The organism is Mesorhizobium sp. 131-3-5 (assembly GCF_016756575.1).
Taxonomy (GTDB): domain Bacteria; phylum Pseudomonadota; class Alphaproteobacteria; order Rhizobiales; family Rhizobiaceae; genus Mesorhizobium; species Mesorhizobium jarvisii.
In genome coordinates this window covers 3,285,811-3,304,933 of sequence record NZ_AP023254.1, presented here as the reverse complement: position 1 = coordinate 3,304,933, position 19,123 = coordinate 3,285,811, and the positions used below count along the sequence as shown (strand labels likewise).

Annotated in this window: 19 protein-coding genes; 11 read left to right on the top strand and 8 right to left on the bottom strand. The window is 65.2% G+C overall.

The window, feature by feature from the left end; translation table 11 throughout:
* Positions 1-9: 9 nt before the first annotated feature.
* Positions 10-2,445 carry a putative bifunctional diguanylate cyclase/phosphodiesterase gene (locus JG747_RS16160; protein ID WP_202362198.1) on the top strand — a complete coding sequence of 812 codons (2,436 nt, stop codon included), beginning with the start codon at positions 10-12 and terminating at the stop codon, positions 2,443-2,445.
* Between the two features lie 39 nt (positions 2,446-2,484).
* On the opposite strand, the gene add is transcribed toward JG747_RS16160, so the two are convergent.
* Positions 2,485-3,477: an adenosine deaminase gene (add, locus tag JG747_RS16155; RefSeq protein WP_019859340.1), complete on the bottom strand. Its 993-nt coding sequence runs from the start codon at positions 3,475-3,477 to the stop codon at positions 2,485-2,487.
* A gap of 112 nt (positions 3,478-3,589) precedes the next feature.
* Complete coding sequence (locus JG747_RS16150) at positions 3,590-4,294, bottom strand: SDR family oxidoreductase (protein WP_202362197.1); 705 nt, start codon at positions 4,292-4,294, stop codon at positions 3,590-3,592.
* A gap of 127 nt (positions 4,295-4,421) precedes the next feature.
* Here JG747_RS16150 and gcvA point away from each other — a divergent pair, with 127 nt between their 5' ends.
* Together gcvA and JG747_RS16140 are read left to right on the top strand one after the other, a co-directional pair.
* Complete coding sequence (gcvA, locus tag JG747_RS16145) at positions 4,422-5,321, top strand: transcriptional regulator GcvA (RefSeq protein WP_202362196.1); 900 nt, start codon at positions 4,422-4,424, stop codon at positions 5,319-5,321.
* Between the two features lie 187 nt (positions 5,322-5,508).
* Positions 5,509-6,018, top strand: coding sequence for a DUF2867 domain-containing protein (locus JG747_RS16140; protein ID WP_064981809.1), 510 nt, complete (start codon positions 5,509-5,511; stop codon positions 6,016-6,018).
* Between the two features lie 91 nt (positions 6,019-6,109).
* Here JG747_RS16140 and JG747_RS16135 read toward each other — a convergent pair whose 3' ends face one another.
* Entirely contained in the window at positions 6,110-6,571 is a 462-nt protein-coding gene (locus JG747_RS16135) for an Lrp/AsnC ligand binding domain-containing protein (protein WP_019859344.1), read from the bottom strand.
* Between the two features lie 132 nt (positions 6,572-6,703).
* Between JG747_RS16135 and JG747_RS16130 the strand changes: the two genes are divergently transcribed.
* From JG747_RS16130 to JG747_RS16120, 3 genes are all read left to right on the top strand, one after another.
* Positions 6,704-7,699, top strand: a complete 996-nt coding sequence (locus tag JG747_RS16130; RefSeq protein WP_202362195.1) for an ornithine cyclodeaminase family protein — start codon at positions 6,704-6,706, stop codon at positions 7,697-7,699.
* Between the two features lie 146 nt (positions 7,700-7,845).
* Entirely contained in the window at positions 7,846-8,979 is a 1,134-nt protein-coding gene (locus JG747_RS16125; RefSeq protein ID WP_202362194.1) for an NAD(P)/FAD-dependent oxidoreductase, read from the top strand.
* Positions 8,976-9,659, top strand: a complete 684-nt coding sequence (locus JG747_RS16120) for a YoaK family protein (protein ID WP_069092588.1) — start codon at positions 8,976-8,978, stop codon at positions 9,657-9,659. Before JG747_RS16125 ends, JG747_RS16120 begins: the two co-directional genes overlap by 4 nt.
* 3 nt (positions 9,660-9,662) lie before the next feature.
* On the opposite strand, the gene JG747_RS16115 is transcribed toward JG747_RS16120, so the two are convergent.
* Positions 9,663-10,127: a MarR family winged helix-turn-helix transcriptional regulator gene (locus tag JG747_RS16115; RefSeq protein WP_202362193.1), complete on the bottom strand. Its 465-nt coding sequence runs from the start codon at positions 10,125-10,127 to the stop codon at positions 9,663-9,665.
* A 140-nt stretch (positions 10,128-10,267) separates the two neighbouring features.
* Between JG747_RS16115 and JG747_RS16110 the strand changes: the two genes are divergently transcribed.
* Positions 10,268-11,083 carry a p-hydroxycinnamoyl CoA hydratase/lyase gene (locus tag JG747_RS16110; protein ID WP_202362192.1) on the top strand — a complete coding sequence of 272 codons (816 nt, stop codon included), beginning with the start codon at positions 10,268-10,270 and terminating at the stop codon, positions 11,081-11,083.
* A 51-nt stretch (positions 11,084-11,134) separates the two neighbouring features.
* Complete coding sequence (locus JG747_RS16105; RefSeq protein ID WP_244748410.1) at positions 11,135-12,649, top strand: AMP-binding protein; 1,515 nt, start codon at positions 11,135-11,137, stop codon at positions 12,647-12,649.
* Positions 12,650-12,662: 13 nt separating this feature from the next.
* Here JG747_RS16105 and JG747_RS16100 read toward each other — a convergent pair whose 3' ends face one another.
* The gene (locus tag JG747_RS16100; protein ID WP_202362297.1) at positions 12,663-13,388 is read right to left on the bottom strand and encodes a 3-keto-5-aminohexanoate cleavage protein; all 726 of its coding nucleotides are present in this window, start codon (positions 13,386-13,388) and stop codon (positions 12,663-12,665) included.
* A 190-nt stretch (positions 13,389-13,578) separates the two neighbouring features.
* On the opposite strand from JG747_RS16100, the gene JG747_RS16095 reads away from it, so the two are divergent.
* A complete protein-coding gene (locus JG747_RS16095) occupies positions 13,579-13,770 on the top strand; it encodes a hypothetical protein (protein ID WP_019859353.1) in 192 nt (63 codons plus the stop codon).
* On the opposite strand, the gene JG747_RS16090 is transcribed toward JG747_RS16095, so the two are convergent.
* Positions 13,771-15,870, bottom strand: a complete 2,100-nt coding sequence (locus JG747_RS16090; RefSeq protein ID WP_202362190.1) for an EAL domain-containing protein — start codon at positions 15,868-15,870, stop codon at positions 13,771-13,773. It abuts the gene before it with no gap.
* Positions 15,871-16,104: 234 nt separating this feature from the next.
* On the opposite strand from JG747_RS16090, the gene JG747_RS16085 reads away from it, so the two are divergent.
* Together JG747_RS16085 and JG747_RS16080 are read left to right on the top strand one after the other, a co-directional pair.
* Positions 16,105-16,554 carry an ester cyclase gene (locus JG747_RS16085; RefSeq protein WP_027047062.1) on the top strand — a complete coding sequence of 150 codons (450 nt, stop codon included), beginning with the start codon at positions 16,105-16,107 and terminating at the stop codon, positions 16,552-16,554.
* 265 nt (positions 16,555-16,819) lie between these two features.
* Positions 16,820-17,890 carry a phosphatase PAP2 family protein gene (locus tag JG747_RS16080; RefSeq protein ID WP_019859356.1) on the top strand — a complete coding sequence of 357 codons (1,071 nt, stop codon included), beginning with the start codon at positions 16,820-16,822 and terminating at the stop codon, positions 17,888-17,890.
* 81 nt (positions 17,891-17,971) lie between these two features.
* Here JG747_RS16080 and JG747_RS16075 read toward each other — a convergent pair whose 3' ends face one another.
* Positions 17,972-18,508, bottom strand: a complete 537-nt coding sequence (locus tag JG747_RS16075) for a hypothetical protein (RefSeq protein ID WP_202362189.1) — start codon at positions 18,506-18,508, stop codon at positions 17,972-17,974.
* A 121-nt stretch (positions 18,509-18,629) separates the two neighbouring features.
* Positions 18,630-18,956, bottom strand: coding sequence for a DUF1330 domain-containing protein (locus JG747_RS16070; RefSeq protein ID WP_027047064.1), 327 nt, complete (start codon positions 18,954-18,956; stop codon positions 18,630-18,632).
* Positions 18,957-19,123: the final 167 nt, after the last annotated feature.

Here is a 19,123-nt window from a genome sequence, read left to right as displayed (position 1 = left end):
GGGACGCAGATGAACGCATTCAGGCGAGCGGCCGGATTTGTTGTGATCCTGTTGACCGGGGCGGCGACGCTGGCGGCGTTGCATATCGATGCCCAGCGAAACTTCGCGCTGGCCAAGGAGCGCTATGTCGAGAACTCCCAGGCAGCTTCCAGAGCGACGGCCAAGACCGTCGAAGACGCCTTGCGGGCCGTCTACGAGAATGTGCGCACCTTGAGCTATCTGCCGAGCGTGCGCAACCTCGACCGGCATGGCACGAACCTTGGCGATGAGGGCCGCGCGACGATCCAGCAGATCTACAACAACCTCGCCAACAACGTCTCCATTTCCGAGGTTTACTTCCTGCCGGTGGATTTCAGCCCGGACCGCTTCGATGCCGCGACCGGCAAGCTCGAGGAGCCGATCCTCCAGTTCGACCAGTTGATCGTGAACGCCAAGGCGAGATCCGATGCCGCCGGCAGCGACAAACAGGCGAAGCTGAACGAGAATGCACTGACCCGCCCGCCGGAGGAGATCGAGACCTACGAATACCATGAGCTGGCCAAACAGCTCGCCTGGCTAAAGACGAACTATCCGAATTCGAGCGCCATCGACGGGTTGAACGTGCCGATCATCGGCACGAAGGAGCTCATCACCTGCGACAACACCGATTTCATCCATACCGGCAATGACGCCGATCGCTCAGGCTTCATCCTTTCGGTCCCGGTCTTCGGCCAGGATGGCAGCCTGCGCGGCTCCGTCTCGGCGATCATGCTCACCTCGGCGCTGCGGAAACTGTTGCCTGGCAGCGACTACGTCATCGTCAATTCAGGCTACGGTTTTGAATCCGACCAGCACAAGATGTCGACGGCCCTGGCGGCGGATTCACGGGCCTTCACGGCGGCCGACCCCAATCTGATCTATTCCGAAGTCATCCCGCTCTCGCTCAACGATCCCAGGAGCGCGTGGCGTCTTTGGGCCGGTTTCCCCAACAGCCGGTTCGACAACAACATGGACGTCCAGTCCGTACGGGAATTCGAACTGGCCGGTTATGCGGCCGTCGCGTTGGTCACGCTGCTGGCGCTGGCATGCTGGTACGCTATCGGGCGCACGATGACGATGCAGGTCGAGGCCGCCGAGACCCTTGAGCGTCGGGTCGAGCAGCGCACCGCCCAGATCCAGCACCTGGCCACGCATGACATTCTCACCGGCCTGCCCAACCGAGGCCTCCTGGCCGACACGATGGACGAGGCATTGCGAAGCCTCAGGGACGACGAGAAGCTGGCCGTCCATTGCGTCGATCTCGACCGTTTCAAGCCGGTCAACGACACGCTCGGCCATCCGGTCGGCGATGAGCTTCTCGGCGCGGTGGCGAAGCGGTTGAAACACCATGCCGGCGAAACCGCCATGGTCGCCAGAATTGGCGGGGACGAGTTCGTCATCCTTCAGCTCCTGCTCGACGGCGACGACGAGGCCGGCGTGCTGGCAAGCCGTGTCATTCATGCCTTGTCCGACGAATTCTCCATCCAGGGCCACAAGATCAACATCGGCGGCAGCATCGGCATCGCCGTCTTCCCCGACGACGGGCAAAGTTCGGAAACCCTTATCCGCAATGCCGACCTTGCCTTGTACAAGGCCAAGATGGAGGGGCGCGGGACCTGCAGGTCGTTCGAGCCGGGAATGGACGCAAGGCTGCAGGAGCGGCGCCAACTCGAGTCCGAACTGGCGCTCGGCGTGAAGAAAGAACAGTTCGTCCTGCATTATCAACCGCTGCACGACGCAAAGACCTCGCAGCTCACCGGCTTCGAAGCGCTGGTAAGATGGAACCATCCGCGCCTCGGCCTGCTGCCGCCGTCGGAGTTCATCCAATTGGCCGAGGAGACAGGCGCCATCGACGCGCTTGGCGAGTGGATCATGCGGCGTGCCTGCGCCGACGCCGTGAAATGGCCCCTGCCCGTCAAGGTCGCGGTCAATCTTTCGCCGGCCCAGTTCAAGCAGCAGGGGCTGTCGCTTCAGGTTGCCGCGGCGCTCGCGGCTTCAGGCCTGCTGCCGTCACGGCTCGAACTGGAGATCACCGAGTCGGTGCTGTTGGCGAACAACGAAAACACGCTGAACACGCTGTACAGTCTGCGCGACCTCGGCATCTCCATAGCCATGGACGATTTCGGCACCGGCTACTCCTCGCTGAGCTATCTCAGGTCGTTCCCGTTCAACCGCATCAAGATCGACCGCAGCTTCGTCAGCCTGATGTGCGAGAGCAGCGAAAGCCGGGCGATCGTCAAGGCCGTCGCCGAACTCGGCACCACGCTTGGCATGACGACGACCGCCGAAGGCGTCGAGACAGAGGACCAGTACAGGCTGGTCAAGGAGAATGGCTGCACGGATGTCCAGGGCTGGTATTTTGGCCGCCCTATGCCGGTGTCCGAGCTTCATGCGCTATTCGACCAGCCGGAAGCCCTGACCGCGTAATCAGCCAGACGGCATGATGGCGAAAATCGGCAGCGGCCGCTACCTCCGCCAGGCCGCCAGATCGGTCAGGATCCGCGCCTTCAGCGCCGGATCGGCGTAGCTCGCCTGCACCGATGTCGCGGCGAGATGGCGGATCGTTTCGTCGTCCCAGCCGAAGGTCTCGGCGCAGGCGGCGTAGGAGGCTTCGAGCGTGGTGTCGAGCAGCGACGGGTCGTCGGTGTTGATCGAAACCGGGACGCCGGCCTTGCGTAAGGCATCGATCGGATGTTGTGCAAGCGAGGGGTAGACGCCGAGCGCCAGATTGGAGACCGGACAGATGCCCAGGGGGATCTGTTTGCGCGCCAGCAAGTCGACGAGTTCCGGGTCCTCGATCGCCCGCACCCCATGGTCGATGCGGTCGGCGCCCAGCAATTCGATGGCGTCGCGAACCCCTTCCGGGCCGCTCGACTCGCCGGCATGAACGGTGCGCCGCAAACCCGCCGCGCCGGCACGGCGAAACGCCTCGGCGAAGCGCGGGCCGGTGCGGCCGGCGGCCGCTTCGTTGCCGTCGATCGACAGGGCGACGACGCGCCTGTGCCTGATCCTGCTCAGCAACGCCACCAGCTCGAGTGATTCCGCCGCCGACTGGGTGCGCAGCAGGCTGACGCAAAGCCCGACCGGCGGGTGACCATCCTGTTCGGCGGCCGCGAAACCCGCATCGAACGCGTCGATCATCCCCGCAATGTCCTTATGCCAGTGCGGCCAGTGCGTCGGGTTGACGATGACGTCGGCGTAGCGCACGCCGCTCCGGCCCATGCGCTGCGCGAACTTGTAGGCCGTGGTGGCGAGCTGCTCGCGGGTACGAAAAGTCCCGCACAACCAGTCGAGCATTTCGAGGAAGCTCTTGAGGTCATGGGCTTCGAACAGCCTGTCGCGCGGCGCGCGTAGCGGAATGCCGGCTTGCTGGCAGTTCGCGATCACATCGTCGGCCTCGAAGCAGCCCTCGATGTGGATGTGCACTTCGGCTTTCGGCAATCCGATGAAGTCGGTCAATGACGTCTCCCCTCTTGGCAGGAAGCATCAAACCATGAAATGGCTGGTACCGATTTCAAGAAATGATTGAAAGAATTGCGCATGGGCCGCGAGAGTGGCGAGCTCCGAAGCTTCACAGCGCCCGGATAACACCCCCATCCACGCGGATGTTCTGGCCGGTGATATAGCCCGCCCCCTCCGAAGCCAGGAACGCAATCGTCGCGGCGACCTCCTCTGATGTGCCGTAGCGCTGCATCGGCACGTTGTCGCGGCGTTCTTCGGTGGCCGGCAGGCTGTCGATCCAGCCCGGCAGCACATTGTTCATGCGCACATTGTCCGGTGCGTAAGTGTTGGCGAAGATCTTGGTGTAGGCGGTCACTCCGGCGCGGAAAACGGCGGACGTCGGGAACATCGCGTTCGGCTCGGCCACCCAGGCCGTCGAGATGTTGATGATGGCGCCGCCCTTCTGCTTGATCATGTGCGGCGCCATGATGCGCACCGGCCGGATGACGTTCATCAGATAGACATCCATGCCGGTGCGCCACTGCTCGTCCGTGATCTCCAGGATCGGCGCGCGCGGCCCATGGCCGCCGCTGTTGACCAGCACGTCGATGCGGCCAAAGCGCTCCAGCGTCAGGTCGGCGAGGCGCTGCAGATCGTCATTCGACTGGTTGGAGCCGGTGACGCCGAGCCCGCCCAACTCCTTGGCCAGGGCCTCGCCCTTGCCCGAGGAGGAGAGAATGGCGATCTTGAACCCATCCGCCGCCAGGCGCTTGGCCGCCGCAGCCCCCATGCCGCTGCCGCCGGCCACGACAACAGCCACTTTTTCTACACTCATCGGATTTTCCTCTCAGGGTTGGCAGGCACCGCAACCGGTGTTTTCGGTATTTGGACGGTGATATAACTGGTTTTGTCACCCGGTTCGAACCAGAATGCCTGAAATCAACCAGTAGAAAAACTCCTGCATGCCCGAAGCCTTCCTCAGCCTGCCGCCGCTGAATGCGCTGCGCGCCTTCGAGGCCTCGGCGCGCCATCTCAACTTCCGCATCGCCGCCGAGGAGTTGAACGTCACGCAAGGTGCGGTAGCCCAGCACATTCGCGGCCTGGAGACCCATCTCGGCACGAAACTGTTCGAGCGGCTGCCGCGCGGCCTGGCGCTGACCGATCAGGGCCGCGCCTATGTGCCCAACATCCGCCGCGCCTTCGACCTGATCTCGGAGGCAACCCAGCTGTTGCGCCCCGAACCGGCACGTCTGACGATCAGCGTGACGCCGAGTTTCGCCACCAAATGGCTGATCCCCAGGCTGCAGGATTTCATGGCCGACAATCCGCTGGTCGACCTGCGCGTGCTGGCCAGCGAGAGCCTGTCGAGCTTCCAGGCCGACGGCGTCGACGTCGCGGTGCGGCAAGGCCGCCCGCCCTTCGGCGCCGGCCTGATCGTCGACCTGTTGTTTCCCCAGCAGATCATCGCAATCTGCAGCCCGGCTCTGCTGCCTATCGGGACCGCCGAAATCCCGGCGGCCGAAATCCAGCATCACGTGCTGCTGCACGACGCGCACAATCTGTGGCCGGAATTCATGGAAAAGGCGGTCGGCCTGAAGATGACGGCCGAGCTCAAGCGCATGCGCTTCAACCAGACCAGCCTCGCCATCGACGCGGCCATCGCCGGCCAGGGCATAGCGCTGGCCAGCCGCTTCCTCGTCGCAGCCGATCTCGCCGCCGGCCGCCTGGTCCAGCCGGTCAGCGGCGATATGCGCGGCACGCAGGATTTTTATGTCGTCATGCCGAGAAAGCAGCGCCATCCCGAACCGACACAGGCCGTGCGGCAATGGCTGCTGGATGCGGGGGAACGGCCGCTGGTCTAGGGCGTGTACTCATCAAGCGGCTTGCCGACTTATGTCCGCTCACCCCCAAGCTGCGGAAGAGCGGACGTTGCCCGAGGTCGCGGAAGGGTCATCAGCAGAAGTTCCTCGACACGTTTGATGGAGAGCCCTTTCGTGCTATTGGAACGCACCACCTCTTCGCTTCCATTCAGTCCGGGGCGGAACATCTTTGACGCGCGTTGCTCGAGTCGATTTGCCGCAACATTCCGCGCTTAGGCCGCTCTACGCCGAGGCAGGCTTCGCTGACGCATTCGCGATCGATCTGCCAAGCAATGCGACCGGCGACGCCGAGCGCCTCGCCGCCCACATGCTTATGGGTCAGGCGCGGTGGGTTGGCTGGCTAATAGCTCTAAGGGACACTTTGGTTGCGGGGTTTGGTCTCAAGACATCGTCTGCGTTGCGCGATGACGTTGCGACCGACAGGATCGATTTCTTTCGGGTCTACGATCGGCGGCGTCACGAGATTATTCTTGGCGAGGACGATCGCCATCTCGACTTCCGTTTGTCCGTTTTGGTTGAAGAGTCCGCTTTGCGCCGTCGACTTGTCGCAACAACGGTCGTGACCTTCAATCATTTGGGAGGGCGGGCCTATATCGCGGGAATTGCGCCTTTCCATCGCCTGATCGTAAAATCGTCTTTGCGTCGAGCCGAGCGATCGGGCTGGCCATCTGAGCTGTGAGGTCGCGCGCCGCCGGCTGGACCAAATTCGGTACGTCTGCTTTCGGGCGTCTAGCGTCCAGGCTACGGCTCGGCGCTAGCGAGTCCGCGTCCTAGATCGGAAGCAGCGCGTCCGGCTTCACATTGGCGATCGAGGCGTAGGTATGCGTCTCCCTGACGCCGGGCAGCGGCAGGATCACCCGCTGCAGGAAATCCTGGAACATCGCCATATCGGCGATGCGCGCCTTGACCAGATAGTCGAAGCCGCCGACCACCATGTGGCATTCGATGATCTCGGGCGCCCGCACAACCGCCTCGGCGAAGCGGTCGAAGACATGCGGCGCCGTGTGATCGAGCCGCACCTCGATGAAGACGAGTTGTGCCTGCCCGATCCGGGCCGGGTCGAGAACGGCCCGCACCGCCCGGATGAAGCCTTCGGCGAACAGCCGCTTGATGCGTTGCGCCGCCCCGGTCGGCGACAGGCCGACGCGGCGGGCCAGATCGAGCGTCGTGCGACGGCCATCCTCCTGCAGCAAGCGCAACAGCGAGCGGTCGATACGGTCGAGATCGTCCATTTTTTGAATTCACACTTTCCGGCCACGGATAGCGCGATTATCACGCAAAAATCGCGAAAACAGCATATTTCATCACGCTGTCGAGTGGCAATACCATTGGCGGGCAACGCAACCCGACCAAAGGCAAATCCCATGATATCAGCCACACCGACCACCCGCAGTGCTCAGACCAAGGACGACACAGCTGTGCTCATCCTGAGCGAAGGCGAGGTGAAAACATGCATCGACCTGCGCCGGCTTCTCGATGCGTTGGCGGAGGGCTTCAAGGCATTGTCCCGCGGCGAGATCGTCAATCCGGCGCGGCCACAGCTCGACATTCCGCAAGCCGGCTATTCGCTGGCGATGCCGGCCTGGATGGCGGGCATGCATCTGACGGTGAAGATCGTCAACGTCTTCGAAGGCAACATCGCCCGCGCGATCCCCAGCCATCTCGCCACCATCCACCTGTTCGACCCGCAAACGGGCATGCCGGTCTGCGTCATGGACGGCACCTATATCACCGCCGTGCGCACCTCCGGCTCGGCCGTGCTCTCGGTGCGGGAACTGGCCCGCCGCGACGCCAGGGTGGCGACGGTGGTCGGCGCCGGCGTGCAGGCCCGTCAGCATTTGCACCTTCTGCCGCTGGTGCGGGATTTTGCCGAAATCCGCGTCGCCTCGAAGGAGTTCGCGGACGCGCAGGCACTGGCAGCGCTGCATCCGGGCGTCGTCGCCGTCAGCGATCTGGAGGCCGCGGTGCGCTCGTCGGATGTCGTGTGCCTGGCCACGCATTCCTACCAGCCGGTGATCGCCACCGAATGGCTGCGGCCCGGCACGCATGTCTCGTCGGTGGGCGTCGCCCCGCCCGGGGGCGAACTGCCGGTCGAGCTTGTCGGCCGGGCCAGCCTGTTCGTCGAGACCAGGGACGCCTTCGCCCCTACCCCGGTCGGCTCTTGCGAACTCGATGGCATCGATCCGCAAACCGGAACCGAGCTTGGCGAGATGCTGCTTGGGCTGCGGCCGGGAAGGACCAGCGCCGACCAGATCACCGTCTACAAGGCCATGGGTGTTGCCATGGAGGACCTGGTGGCGGCCGACCTTGCTTATCGCGAGGCGGTTCGTCGAGGATTGGGGCGGGCTGTGGCCTTGTAGAGGACGTTGCCGATCAGCGGAGCCAGCGCTGCCCTCACTGCCCTGCCGGCCATTCTCCCCTTGGAACGGGAAGAAATGGCTGCGCAAACGACCGAGGGAAGGTCGCGCCGTTTGACTGGATACGAAATCATTTTTACGACTGCTGGATGCAGTCGAATCCTCCCCAAAAAATCGTCGTCATCGGTGGTGGCATTGCCGGCCTGTCGCTTGCGGCGGCCTTGCGGGATTGGGCTGAAGTCACCGTCCTCGAGCGCGAGCCGCATCTTGGCTATCACGCCAGCGGCCGCTCCGCCGCTTTGTTCACCGAGACCTACGGCAACCGGCTGGTGCGCGCGCTGACGCTGGCCAGCCGGCAGGCAATCGTCGAAGGCGGCTTCATCGCCCATCGGCGCGGCGCGCTGCATGTCGGCTGGAAAGGCGACGGCGCCGCGATCGACAAGCTGGCCGATGAATTGCAGGCACTGGTGCCCAGCGTGCGCCGCCTGTCGTCGGCCGAACTCCACGCGCTGGTTCCCGCCATTGCCGCCGAAGCCACTTGCGGCGGCGCCTATGAGCCGGACGCCGTGGATATCGACACCGGCAAGATGCTGGCGGCCTGCGCCTCGGCGCTGAAGGCCGGCGGCGGCACAATCCGCACCAGCGAGGAGGTGCGCGCCATTTCGCAAGACGGCGGCGGCCTGCGCGTGGAAACGAGCGCCGGTGTCTATCCAGCCGACATCGTCGTCAACGCCGCCGGCGCCTGGGTCGATGTCGTCGCTGGCCTGGCGGGGCTTTCCGGCCTCGGCTTCCAGCCCAAGCGACGCACCGCCTTCCTGTTCGATCCGCCCGCCGGCACCGACATCGCCAGTTGGCCGCTGGTGGTCGACTTGCACGAACAATTCTACTTCAAGCCCGACGCCGGCAGGCTGATCGGCTCGCTCGCCGACGAGACCGATTCCGAGCCTTGCGACGCCTGGCCGGAAGATATCGATGTCGCCATCGCCGTCGACCGCATCGAGCAGGCGACGACGATGCGCATCGGCCGTCCGTCGACGCCATGGGCGGGCCTGCGCACCTTCGCGCCGGACCGCACGCCGGTCGCCGGCTTCGACCCGCGCCTGCCCGGCTTCTTCTGGCTCGGCGGCCAGGGCGGCTATGGTTTCCAGGTGTCGCTGACCCTGGCCAGGCTGAGCGCGGCTCTGATGCGCGGCCAGCCCCTGCCGGAGGATGTCACGGCACTCGGCGTCACCGCCGCGGCGCTGGCGCCCGACCGCTTCCTGGTTCCGGCGACGGCGCCATGAAGCCCACACTGCCGCTGCTGCTGAGCCTCAATGGCGGCTATGTCGACACGGCCGGCTTCCTGGCGCTGCAGGGCCTGTTCACCGCGCATGTGACGGGGAATTTCGTCACCCTCGGCGCTTCCCTTGTGCTCGGCATTTCGGGCGTTCTGGCAAAGCTGCTGGCGCTGCCGGTGTTCTGCATCGTCGTCATCCTGACCCGGCTGGCCGGCGAGCATTTGCGCCGGCGCGGACATCAGGCGCTCGGGGTCCTGTTAGGAACCAAACTGGCGCTGCTTGTCATCGGCGCCGCGTTGGCGATCCGCTTTGGCCCCTTTGCCAGCGGCGACAGCGCGGCCGCCATCGTAACCGGCATGGTGCTGGTCGCCGCCATGGCGATCCAGAACGCGGTGCACCGGGTCCACCTGGCGGCCGCCCCGCCCTCGACGCTGATGACCGGCACCACCACCCAGATCATGATCGATCTCGCCGACCTCGTCGGCGGCACGGCCCCGGAGGCTCGCCCGGCGCTCATTGCCCGCCTGCGGCGCATGGCGGCGGCGGTCGCCGTCTTCGCCGCCGGCTGCGCGGCCGCCGCCCTCGGCTATGCCTACGCCAATGTATGGTGTTTTATCGTTCCGCCGGTGATCGCACTGCTCGCCCTGATGCTGCGGCTTTCCGCGCCGGACGAGGAAGCCAACTAGCCCTCACCCTTCCTCCGTCCAGATCAGGCGCAGCAGGCGCAGCAGCGTCGCCCGCTCCTTCTTCGTCAGCCTTTGCAGGAACCTGTCCTCGTGCCGGCGAACCTGTCGCCGCCAGCCAGGCATGGCCTGTCTGGCCGCCGGCGTCAGGGTCAGCATCCGCACGCGCCTGTCCTCGGCATGGTCGTCGCGCTCGACCAGCCCGCGCTCTTCCAGTTCGGCAAGCAGCGGCGCCATGTTGGCACTCTTCATGCCGAGAAGACGGCACAGTTCCGCGGCGCGGATGCCAGGCCGCTCGTCGATCAGCGCCAGCATGCCGTAGGTGACCGGGCGCAGGCCCGCTTCGGTCAGTTCGACCGCGAAATCATTGAGCGCGAAAGCAGAGGCCCGCTTGAGATTGTAGCCGATCTGCGCATCGAGCGCGTCGTCGGGCATCATTTCTGGCCCGGTGTGAGGCTGGGTTTCGTCCATGCCAACCGATCGCCGCGACGTCGGCTCTTGTCAAGCGAAAAAGACTATGCGACATAGCAATTGAGATCGCTATGCTCCATAGCAATTTCCATGACTATAGCAATTGCCCATGACTGTGATGGAGCGGGAGGAGACCGACCATGACCGACGAAACCGTGGCCTTTGACGTCGAGAACGGCATCGCCTGGGTGCGCTTCAACCGACCGGACAAGCGCAATTGCATGAACCCGGCGCTCAACCGACGCATGATGGAGGTTCTCGACGAACTCGAGTATCGCGCCGATGTCGGTGTGCTCGTGCTGTCGGGCGAAGGCAGCGCCTGGTCGGCGGGCATGGACCTCAAGGAGTATTTCCGCGAGACCGAAGCCAAGGGGCTCGGCGCCATCCGCAAGGCGCAATCCGAAGCCTATGGCTGGTGGCGGCGCCTGCGCTGGTACGGCAAGCCGACCATCGCCATGGTCAATGGCTGGTGTTTTGGCGGCGGCTATGGCCCGCTCTTCGCCTGCGACCTCGCCTTTGCCGCCGACCAGGCGCAGTTCGCTCTGTCCGAGATCAACTGGGGCATCCTGCCCGGCGGCGGCGCCACCAAGGTGGTGGTCGACCTGCTGTCGATGCGCGATGCCATGTACCACGCGCTGACCGGCGAACTCATCGATGGCAGGAAGGCCGCCGCCTGGAAGCTGGTCAATGAAAGCCTGCCGCTGGCGCGGTTGAAGGCGCGGGTCACCGAGGTCGCCAACATCCTTCTGAAGAAGAACCCGATCGCGCTGAAGGCCACCAAGGACGCCATCCGCCGCGTCGGTGAAATGACCTATGACAATGCCGAGGACTATCTGGTCCGCGCCCAGGAGGCGGCCAACTCGCACGACAATGAGGGCCGCAAGGAAGGCATCCGCCAGTTCATCGACGAGAAGAGCTACAAGCCGGGCCTCGGCACTTACGACAAGGCCAGATGACGCGACAAGCCAACGACGCGAGCCATCGACGCAATCTGGGAGGAGATGCGCATGCCGGCCTTGACGACTTCAGACCCGGTGGCCCTGCATGCCGGCGCGCAGCCAAACCGTGTTGGCTGCGTCGACCTGGCCTCCGGCCGGCGCTGGACCTATGCCGCGCTTGACGAGGCCATCCAGCGCACTGTGCGCGTTCTCGAAACCGGCTACGGCGTCAAGCCCGGGCAACGGATCGCCACGCTGGCCCGCAACAGCGCCGACCTCCTGATCCTGCAGCAGGCCTCAATGCGGCTCGGCGCCATCTTCGTGCCGGTCAACTGGCGCCTTGCAAGTGCCGAACAGCAGGCGATCCTTGCCGATTGCGATCCGGCGCTGCTGTTGCATGACGCCGTCCCGCAGGCGGCATTGCCCGGGCGCTGCATCCCTGTCGATGTCGCCGCCTTCGCGGTGGCGGTCGAGGCAGCGGCGCCGGCGCCGCGCCGTCCCCTGCCCGCCGACGATGCGCCCTCGATCATCCTCTACACATCGGGCACGTCGGGCCGGCCAAAGGGCGTCATCGTCACCGAGCGCAATGCCTTTGCCACGGCGGTCAATTTCGGCGTGCTGGGCCGGGTCGGCAATGCCAGCATCTTCCTCTGCGACGCGCCGATGTTCCATGTCATCGGCCTCCTCACCAGCCTGCGTCCGACGCTGCTTCAGGGTGGCGCCGTGCTGATCTCGCCCGGCTTCGATGCCGGCGCCACCAATCGCCGCCTCGCCGATCCCACCCTTGGCGTCACCCATTATTTCTGCGTGCCGCAGATGGCCAGGATGCTGCGTGAACACCCCGACTTCACGCCGGCGCGCTGGACCTCGCTCACCGCCATTTTCACCGGCGGCGCGCCAAATCCGGCCACGGACATCCGCTGGTGGCTGGCCCAGGGTGTGCGCATGGCCGACGGCTTCGGCATGACCGAGGCAGGCACGGTGCTTGGCATGCCGGTCGAGGCCGACCGCATCGCCGGCAAGGCAGGCTCGGCCGGCCTGCCGGCGCCGACGATCGGCCTGCGCCTCGTCGACGACGATGGCCGCGACGTCGCGGCCGGCGAGCCCGGCGAGATATGGCTGTCCGGCCCCTCGATCACGCCCGGCTACTGGAACCGCCCGGAAGAGACGGAGCGCGCCTTCGCCGCCGATGGCTGGTTCCGCACCGGCGACATCGCGCGGCGTGACGAGGAAGGCTTCGTCACCCTCGTCGACCGCCGCAAGGACATGTTCATTTCGGGCGGCGAGAACGTCTATCCCGTCGAAATCGAAACCGTCTTGCTCGACCATCCCGGCATCGCCGAAGCCGCCGTGATCGGCATCGCCGACGCGCGCTGGGGCGAAGTCGGGCGCGCCTTCATCGTGGTGAAACCCGGATGCGTGGTCGACCCGGCCGATCTGGCAAACCATTGCGGCGCCCGTATCGCCCGCTTCAAGGTGCCGAAAGAGTTCCTGCTCACCGATACGCTGCCGCGCACCGCATCCGGCAAGATCCAGAAGCACATCTTGCGCGCGTGGACAGCACCGGTCCACCGGCAGAGCTGAGGCAGACCGCGGTTCAGCCGGCGGACGCGGAGCGGCAAACCGCCACCGCAGCCGCGACGATTTCCGCATTGTCCTTGGCCACGGTTCCATCGGCCAGCGTCTTGCCGTCTTCCAGCCCGACCCTCGTCGACCAGCGCTTTTGGCGCGCCAGTTCGACGAACGGCCAGACGGTGGCGTCGACGCCATGCAGCAGGATCGGCCGCCGCATTTCGGCGCGTTCGAGCACGGCGGCGATGCCGCTTGCCTCGTCAAGTGCTGCGGCGAGGTCCGGCATGTCGATCTCGATCAGGATGCGCAGCACCCGGTCGTGGTCGGTGAGCGCCACGAACCGCTCGGCGTCTTCCATCGTGGCGAGCCCGGCCTCGATGCCGACGCCGCGCTGGCGCAGCAGATCCATCACGGCGGGCGCGTCGGCCTCGGAGAGATTGACCGAGGCGTAGTCGGGCAACTCGCGCCAGCCGGCGACCGCCGCGCGGGTGCGCGCGACATCGTTCTCGATCCAGGCGCCGGTCGACACGCCGACCAGCGTGCCCGGGCAGGCCCGGCGCACGGCCAGCACCGTCGCATCGACGGCGGTCAGGCTTTCACGCCCATCGGCGCCGCGCGGATGGATGTGCAGCTCGGCGGCACCGGCCGCGACGCAGGCAGCGGCATCGCTGGCCATGGCCTGCGCCGTCAGCGGCAGCTTCGGGTGAAAGTCGCGCGGACGCGCGCCGTTGATGCAGGCCTGGACGATCATCAATGTCACTTCGGACAAGGGAGGCCGCAGTCTAGACGCACGACAAGGCAGGGCAAAGCGTTGCGCGCTGTCTCTCCTGACAGCGCGGCCATGATTCCTCGGTATTTGAATAAAACCCGCCTGTGGATATTTACCCCACATTCCGCCGGGGCGGCCAAGATAAATTAGGGCGGGATCATGGAGGGAACCATTGACCAGCGATTTTTCAGCCGCCCGCATCCATCTCGAACGCGCTTATCATTATCTGCGCGGCAATGATGAGACGAGCCGCTCGGCATGCGAGGCCCTCGACCTCCTGATCGAGACGGTGGCGGAAGCCCAGCATAGGCGGCCCGAGACCGGCGTGCTGGAATTTCCGCAAGCGATGGTGCGGCAAATCTGACTAGGACGCCTTGCGGGCCGGCGCCGCGCTTGCCGGCCCGGTGGCGCGCGCGACGATCTGCTCCAGCGGCTCGGGCCGGTGCAGCAGGAAACCCTGGCCGAAATCGACGCCCATCGCCTGCAGGATGTCGAGCGTCTCGGCTTGCTCGATCTTCTCGGCCACGACGGCGCAGCCGACGCTGCGGGCAATGCCTGATATGGCCGAGACGATCTCGCGGTCGAAGCGGCTCTCGGCGATGTGCTCGATGAAGGAACCGTCGATCTTGATGGCATCGACCGGAAAGCGCCTGAGATATTCGAACGAGCTCATGCCGGCGCCGAAATCGTCGAGGCTGACCTTGCAGCGCCGCTCGCGCGCCTTGCGCACGAACGTCTCGGCAGCGTCGAAATTGGTGACGGCGGCGGTTTCGGTGATCTCGAAGCCGATGCCGGAATGCGGCGCCCCGGTCTCCTCGATGATGCTGTCGACGAAATCCCACAGTCCGGGATCGCTCAGCGTCTGCGCCGACAGGTTGAAGCCGAGCGTGATCGCGCCGGACTTCATCGCCGCGCCATGCCGCGACAGCGCGGTGCGGATGATCCAGCGATCGAGCCTGGCGGCGATGCCGAAGCGCTCCGCCGCCGGGATAAATTCGCTGGGCGGGATGAGTTTGCCGCCGCGTCCGGCGAGCCGCGCCAGCACCTCGACATGGCGGGTCTCCTGCCAAGGCCGGCCCAGCCGGTGGATCTCCTGGCCGAACAGTTTCAGCCGGCCGTCCTCCATGGCGTCGACCGTGTCGGCGGCGAGCCGCGCCGCGTTGAGGCCGCCGGTGGCGGCCTCGGCCGAAAACACCGCGAAGCGATCGCGCCCGGCGGCCTTGGCCGCGTAGCAGGCATCGTCGGCGCAGGCCAGCGCGTCGGCGACCGTCGTCGCCCGGTCGTTGACGATGGCGATGCCGATGCTTGCCGCGAGCCGCCGCGCGGTCGCGGCAAGGCCGAGATCGGCGCCGCGGACCGCCGCCAGTATGGCCCCCGCCAGTTGCTCGGCCTGCGCCGCGTCGCAATGGGGCACCAGCAGGGCGAACTCGTCGCCGCCGAGCCGCGCCGCATGCGCCGATGGCGGCAGGCAGCGGCTGATCCCCGCCGACACGCTCTTCAGCGCCAGATCGCCTGCGGCGTGGCCGGCGAAGTCGTTGAGCGCCTTGAAGTAGTCGAGATCGACGTAGAACACCGCCAGCGGCACGCCCGCGGCGATGTGGTCGGCCAGCAGCCTGTCGAAGGCGGCGCGGTTCCACAGGCCGGTCAGCGCATCGTGGCGGGCGGCAAACGCAAGCTCCTGTTCGCGCAGCTTGTCCTCGGTGATGTCGCGCACCGTGCCGAGGACCTGGCCGGCGGCACCCGCGGCTGCGACGAAGCGCACCAGCGATTCGACATGGCGGATCTCACCGTCACGCTTGATGATGCGGTATTGCCAGGCGGTGACCGCGTCCGAGCCCGGAGGCGGCAAATGCGCCTGCTCGGTGGCTTCCTTGTCGTCGGGGTGCAGAAAGCTGTGCCAAAGGTCGGCCGTCACCTCGTCGGTGTCGGCAACGAGCCCGAATATGTCCCTGGTGCGGGCATCCCAATAGCTCTTGTGGGTGGCGATGTCGTGGTGCCAGATTCCGGTGCCGCTGGCGGCGAGTGCCAGGCGGAAGCGCATGGTGACCTGTTCGAGCGCGGCCTCGGCCGCCTTCTGCTTCGAAATATCGGTCTGCACGCCCATCAGCCGCAGCGGCCGCCCATCGGCGCCGCGTTCGACGATGCCGCCGCGGTCGAGCACCGACACCCAGTGGCCCTGCTTGTGCTTCAGCCGAAGTTCGGTCTCGATGGCATCGGTCAGCCCGGCAATGTGGCGGTCGCCGCTGGCCAGCGCCCGCTCGCGGTCGTCGGGATGGGTGAGCTGCAGCCACAGATCGCTGGTGTTGGCGAGTTCATCTTCCTCGTAGCCCAGCATTCGCGCCCAGGTCAGCGAATAGAAGCAGTCGCCGGTGCGAAGATCCCAATCCCAGACGCCAAGATGGGCCCGCTCCAGGGCCTTGGCCCAGAACGCTCCATTGCGACTTTTCTTGCCCTGACGCGCCATCGTCTGTTTTCGCCTGCTCCACCCGCGGGCAATCTGCGACAAAACCAGAGAAGAAACAGTTACCGGGACGCGGCAGGCATGCCTTCCCGTTTGCAATATTTCGTGGCGCCTCGTCTTTCGATTGGCCGGCAAGAACCGGAGTTTTGCGCTCCCCCGATGGTCCTAGGGATGGCTCAGGTCATCAGCGACACTGGTACGCGGATGACCCCAGCAAAACACGAAAGGACGCTCCCAATGACCAAACAGGAAGACAACAAGGCCGTCGTCGTCAGATGGTTCACCGACTTCTGGGGTGAAACCTGCGATCTGTCCGTCGTCGACGACATCGCCGCGCCCGACATGCTGCTCAAATATTCGCTGCATGAGCCGCGCCGGGGCCGCGACGACATCAAGGCCTTCATGACCGATTTCCGCGCCGCCTTCCCGGATCTCAACTTCTGGGCCACCGCCGATCTCATCGCCGAGGGCGATTTTGTCGTCGGCCAGTGGGAGGGCGGCGGCACGCATACCGGCCCGGCTTTCGGCGATTTCCTCGCCGGTTCGCTGCCCGCCGCCACCGGCCGCGCCATGCGCTTCACCGGCACCACGGTGCTGAAGGTGATCGACGGCAGGATCGTAGAGGAGATCGGCCTCGACGACGGCGTCGCGGCGCTGACCCAGCTCGGCCTGATCAGGGCCGCCTGATCCGCAGGGCCATCGCCGACCAGGCGATGGCCCGCTTCGACTGCGGCCGAAGCCCGACAACCTTTCGGGTTTGGAAACCGCTCCGGCGCAGACACTACTTCTGCATTCAACGATGACATCTTCGTCAACGAATCCTTGACGGAAAGGGAAGAAATATAGGCATTCAATATTTGTATTTTTTATCCACCCCAAAGTGTAATCGAATAGTAATACTTCATCGACGAAATACCCCTGTTAATGCTTGGGCAGTTGGCGGGTTTCCTCAATGAGTGCGCACACCGCGCAGCGGAACGGCGAACGCCGCCCGCTTGGCGTTTTTGACCTGGACATCGCCGCGACCAGGAGCGGCTGGCTGCTGACCGCATTGTGCCTGGCCTATTCCCTGGCCGCGCTTTGCCTGCAGCCGGGCCGCTATATGCACCTGGCGCAATCCTACGCGGAGCCATTCGTCTTCTTCCTGCCGACGCTTCTTGCCGCCGGCCTCGGCGTCATGGCGCTGACATTTGCCAGGCATAGCCCGACACGGTTCATGCTCGACATGCTCAGGCAGCGCTGGCTTGGCGCCGCACCGGTGATCCTCCTGTCCTTTCTCGGCATAACCGCCTTTACCGCCTTCAAGATCGCCATCCCCGACATCGTGCCATTCTATGCCGACCGCATGCTGGTGGAGCTCGATGTTGGGCTGCATGGCGCCGATCCCTGGACATGGGCGCATCGCGTCGTTCCCGAATCCATTTCGGCTGTCATCTTCATCGGCTACGGATATGGCTGGCACGTGCAATGGTTCGGCACCTTGCTGTTCGTCGCCTTCTGGAACAGCCCGGCAGCGCGTCTGCGTTATCTCTGGGCGCTCGCGCTGACCACGATCCTGTGCGGCACCGTTCTGGCCATGGCGCTGTCTTCCGCCGGCCCGATATTTCACGACCAGTTCTACGGCGGCGACCGGTTCGCCGGATTGCGGACCGCCCTGGCGCGGAACGGCTACGCCGCGCCGGTCCGTATGTATGCCAGCTATCTGCTCACAGCCTACACAAGCGGCCGCCCCGATCTGGGCGGCGGCATCTCCGCCATGCCAAGCATGCATGTCGCCTTCGTCACGCTCAACGCGTTCTTCCTGAGCGGTTTCGGCCGCCGCTGGGCCGTCGCCGGCTGGTCTTTCGCGGCGCTCATCCTGTTCGGCTCGGTCTACACAGGCTGGCATTATGCCGTGGACGGCTACCTTTCGATCCTTGTCGTGTCCGTGATCTGGTACCTGACCGGCCGTTTCGTTCTGCCGCGGACGAGCCGCGACACCATCGGGATGCGCCTGCCTCTGCCCGAACCGGCGCCGCAATGACCGGGCCTGGCTGAGGCCGGGCGAACAACCCCACCGCCTTTCGGAAGGCCAGACGGCATTGGCGCCGCCTGACCTTGCCGGCTACTGGCTCGGCGCCATCGTGTGTTCGCACGACACTTTCGGGTTCATGTCGGCGAACGTGCCGGTCGGGTTGCCCTTCCAGGCCCAGACATGCAGCTCGTAGAATTCACCCAGGCCATAGCGATTGGGGGCGCTGTTGAAGTTGAACAGCTGGCCTTCCAGTGACGCCGGCCCCTTCGAGGTGATGTATTCGACCGCCACCAGCGTCAGCGTACCATCGGCCATCGGCTCGTACATCACGGCCTCGGGACGGGCGATGTCGATCTTGTCGTCCTTCAGATACTTGCCGTTGACGTAGTGGATGCCCATGGCGCCGCCGCTGATGCCGCTGGCGCAGGGAATGGGCGCGTAGCCCTCGGCCGTCGCCGCCTTGACGTCGAGGAACCGGCTGTTGGCCGCCCGTACCTTCTCGGCCAGCGGATTCGAACCCGTCTCGGTGCTGGCCGCTTCCTGATGCGCCTGTGCGAAGGTGGCGCAGACTGCCAGCATGGCCCCCGCCATGACGAGCCTGTTGCGAAGATTTGACATCATGTCCATTCCATTCTTCTTGAAAAAGCACAGCTGGCCGGCCGCCGGAAATACGGAGGCCCGGCAGGCAAGCGCTGTGGCTGTTGTTGCTTGGAGATCCCGAAATCGCTGAGAGGAATGCCGGGGAGGATCATCCCTTCGGCAGATACGGGATCGTTCCGGCCAGATCGGTATCGTCGATCAGCTGGAAGCGGCTGTCGCTGCCGCCCCGGCGCGCCGAAACGAAAGGCGCATAGGCCGGATCGTTGGTGAAGGCGCGCGCCGCCGCTTCCGACGGGAACGCCATCAGGGCGATCAGCGTGGTCTCGAGCGGCTTGCCTTCAAGCGTCTTCACATTGCCGCTGCGCGACAGATATTTGCCGCCATGCTTATGGACGATGTCGTGCACCGAGGCCGCGTAGGCCGGCACCCATTTCGGATCGTTCATCTTGATGTCCGCGATAACGTAGGCAGTCATGGTCGTCTCCTGGTTGCGGCGCACAGGGGTATCCCGTGCAACCGGTCAAAGGGCTCGCATGGCATGGCAGTCGTCAACCAGTCCGCGATCTGTACTGGGGTGGTACAGTTTCCGTACTGGCCGCTTCATTCATGAGGGCCTAATGTTCGGCCCAGCTTCGAGGGAGG